The organism is Methanohalobium sp. (assembly GCF_018609725.1).
Taxonomy (GTDB): Archaea; Halobacteriota; Methanosarcinia; order Methanosarcinales; family Methanosarcinaceae; genus Methanohalobium.
Map to the genome: position 1 here is coordinate 1 of NZ_JAHENT010000057.1, position 3,731 is coordinate 3,731.

The 3,731-nt window shown below is 32.4% G+C and carries 4 protein-coding genes; all 4 read right to left on the reverse strand.

The features are described from left to right. Positions 1-876 (reverse strand): hypothetical protein (locus tag QZ276_RS03470; RefSeq protein ID WP_292485317.1); only part of this gene is annotated, 876 nt, incomplete at its 3' end. 79 nt (positions 877-955) lie between these two features. Beyond that, a complete protein-coding gene (locus QZ276_RS03475; protein ID WP_292485319.1) occupies positions 956-2,872 on the reverse strand; it encodes a type II/IV secretion system ATPase subunit in 1,917 nt (638 codons plus the stop codon). 86 nt (positions 2,873-2,958) lie between these two features. Next, entirely contained in the window at positions 2,959-3,315 is a 357-nt protein-coding gene (locus QZ276_RS03480; RefSeq protein ID WP_292485321.1) for a hypothetical protein, read from the reverse strand. Positions 3,316-3,411: 96 nt separating this feature from the next. Next, a partial coding sequence (locus QZ276_RS03485) for a hypothetical protein (protein WP_292485322.1) occupies positions 3,412-3,731 on the reverse strand: 320 nt, incomplete at its 5' end.

The window sequence follows — 3,731 nt, forward strand, 5'->3', positions numbered from 1 at the left end:
CAATACATCTACAATACCATTATCTGCACCTTGTTCAAGGACAGTAGAATAATCTTTGAGTAACTCTGCAAAATTCTGACTTACCGTTTCACTAGATTTTTTATCGATAGCGTCTAGCAAGTTTTTATTATCTCGCTCGACATAGTTAACAATATCTTGCATTTCTTCGCTAAATACACCATAGTTTTTTCCTTGATTTGCTGTTGTATAAATTAAATCTTTAACATTTGCTCCACTCTGTGCAAGAGCATACTGATACTTAACTGCCTGTGGATAAATATCATCAATCTCTCGCTTCTTTTCTCTCACCTTATATCCAAGCCACGAAGTCATACTATAAAATACCACTGCGACCATTGAAAAACAAAATAATGGCACAAATATAATTGATAATATTAAACTAATGTTCTCTTCGACCCATACTCTAATCCATAGTGGAACACTCGAAAACCCAAAATCAATAGTGATTAATAATGGAGCTGCAACTTGGCTTAATGCATAGCCAATAAAAATACCTGCAATTCCAAGAATACTTCCCAGCGAAATAAGTCTAATAACAAATACATCTACTGTAATCGGAGAATTCAACTCTTTTAGGTTTTGTTTTTCATTTCTGAATCGTTTCCAGTCTAATAATCCAATATGAGGTTTTTTACTATATGGATATAATTGATATAATACTGCAAAAATACCAACAGTAATAACATCAAAATAATAATTGACTGACCCTCTTTCGTTACTCGTTGATGATTCAGATATATTCTCACCTAGTTTTGAGATTACAGAAATGATTTGTGTTTGAAGTGATGTTTCGCTTTTGTCTTCACTAGTAGAGGATTGGTCTTCAGATTCTGATGTTGTAAATGGTAGATTCATTATTTTTAATAGTATATATTAGTTCTAGGTCTTTAAGTGTTTAGGTTGCGGAGTTCAGTCATCTTGTCTGTTGCTTGATTTATTCTTCTTTTGGTGTCTCATCTGTATTTTCAGCCCCTTCAGTTATGTTTATCAAGTCAAGTTCAACATCAGCGTATTCAACTAGTCGTTCTTCGTTCATTGCTGTAATAACAGGATTTTTGCCATTTTTATATGTATTAGCAGTGTAAGACTTGATGATATTTCTTTCAAAACGATATTTTTGTTCGAGTTTCTCATCTCTATTCTCTTCTTCTTTTGATAGTTGAGAGCGAGTTGGTAGTAAGTCAAGTAAATACTTAAACAATGCTTCTCTTTCGTCAGCCATTTCATAAATAACTTCTAATGGATAGCCACTATCAATAAGCTGTGTTTCGATGTTATGACTTTCATCTAGACTACCCATTCTAAATGAGTTTGTTCGCCCATCATACTTCGATATTTCTTGATGACCAATTGTATCGGTTTCATCGTCATATTCTGTAATTTCATCGATAGTATATGCGATACGCTGTTGCTGTTCATTTCTGATACTGATAAGTGTATCGATAGCTTGTAGTTGTGGTCTTTCTACCCCAAGCCTCTCACCTGTAAACCGTGAGATAGCTTCTTCTACTGAATCAGCGTGGAATGTAGTAAATGTCTGATGCCCAGAATTAGACGCTTCGACCATCTCCTGTGCTTCTGGACCACGGACTTCGCCTACTAAGATACTCTCAGGTCTGTGTCGAAGTGCTTGTTCGAATAAATTAGCCATTGTGATTTTACTTGTCAATTTCTCTCTTGTAATCGACTGTAACACATTTGGTTCATCAACACGCAATTCTGGTGTATCTTCGATTGTAACAATCTTTTTATTTGGCACTAAGAATAACGATAATGCATTTAGAGCTGTTGTTTTTCCTGCTGCTGTTCCTCCAATCACAATAATACTTGCACCATGTTGTATCGTTAACCATAAATATGACATTTGCTCAATAGAAAAAGTATCATATTCAATTAAATCAAGCGGAGTAAATGGAACATCTTGGAATTTACGAATAGTGAAATTACCACCATTAAGTGTAATCTCACCACCAAGTGTCATCTGCACACGAGACCCATCTTCTAATGCTCCTTGTTCATCTGGCTCGTTTCGTGATACTGACCCATCAACACGGGTAGCAAGTAACGATACTTTGTCATCCATTTCAGCGTCGGTTAATGCGATATTTACCATACAGTTTTTATAATCATCGTGATGCACATATAATGGCACATGAGACCCATTAGCGGATATCTCTTCTAATCTATTATCCATCATCATTGGAGTAATTTCTTTGTATCGAAGAATATCTCGCTCAATATAATATAATAATTTTTGAAGAGATTCGTGTGAAAAGTCTTCTAATTTATATTTTTCAATATCAATCGAATTAAATACTGTATTACTTGCCTGTTGATTAAATTTATTTACAGCACCACCAATAAATTCAATTGTTTTATTAATAAATCGAAACATACCATATTGGATTGCAATATCTTTCTTCACAATTTCTTCTATTTTTTTATACTCAGCGTCATACTGGTTTTTAATATTCATTTCTTGGGTTAAATTACTTCGATTCACAGTTTCTAAAGAAGAGCGGAGTTTTTCTTTTAATTCTTCTAATCGAGCAACTTCTTCTTGTGATAAAATTGGCTCATCAACAATATAATAATATTGATTATCTCGTTCGTTATATAAAATATGTATCCAGACCATATACTTTTCATTCCCTTCTGCGTCATAATATATCGTGTCTCGAATCGGATACGATTCTTCAACTGTTGCATTAACTAAATTTTTATATTTAATATCATCTGTCCGAATTGAAATCCCAAATATATTATCTAATGATTCTAGGTCAACATTTTTCGATTGAGATGTTCGATTTTTTCTGAGTTCCTGTAGCCTTTCGATTGTAATCTCATTCATACTAGATATATTTCATTCAACCCTTAAAGTTGTTTGGTTAATCTTACTATATATTGTTAACAAAAATAGTGTTATATTACACTCTACTAGATATTCTCTAAATTCTCAATTACTTCACTCTTTTCACACTTACACTCACAAAACAATTCAGTAATACTCTTGTTTGGAGGTGCATACAATAAATATTGCTTTGTTGATTTAAAAATCATATATTCTGATAGTAATTTATTGATAGTATGTGGTGTCACTTCAAATAGTTCTGCTATTTCTTTAATAGAATAATTTAAGCCACGATATAACACAAGTAACTTCTCTCGTGATACTACCGCATTTTCTTCAATTGATTCAATATCTTCAGGAGATAATAAACAAAATGGTTCTTTGTATTGTTGTTTCGAAACTGCATCAATTTTCTCTTCTATATCTTCAAATGGGTTATCCATACATACTATATGTGATTAAGTTATATAAAAGTTTGTCTCTATTCTAGATTTATTTCATAAACATACCACGCTCGCATTCGTATAAACAACTAAATATTAACTTCGCTTTTCTGAATCAATCGTAATCGTATTTTCAAATAAAACATGTTTTGTTTGCTCTAATTTACCAAACATATTTTTCCGATGAAATAATACACTTGTCAGATTTTCATCTTTATCTTCTTCAAGTTGTGTCTGAAACTCAAAAATATTTGAAAATTTTGTATATAACTCTGCTGAAGTATCTTCTTCAACTAAACATACAATTTTTGTAAAACCATCAAGTGAACTAATAACAGAATACATATCAACAGATAACGAGACGATAATATCACAAGGTGTAGAGTTGATGGTAGAAATTGCGTCTTCAGATGAGA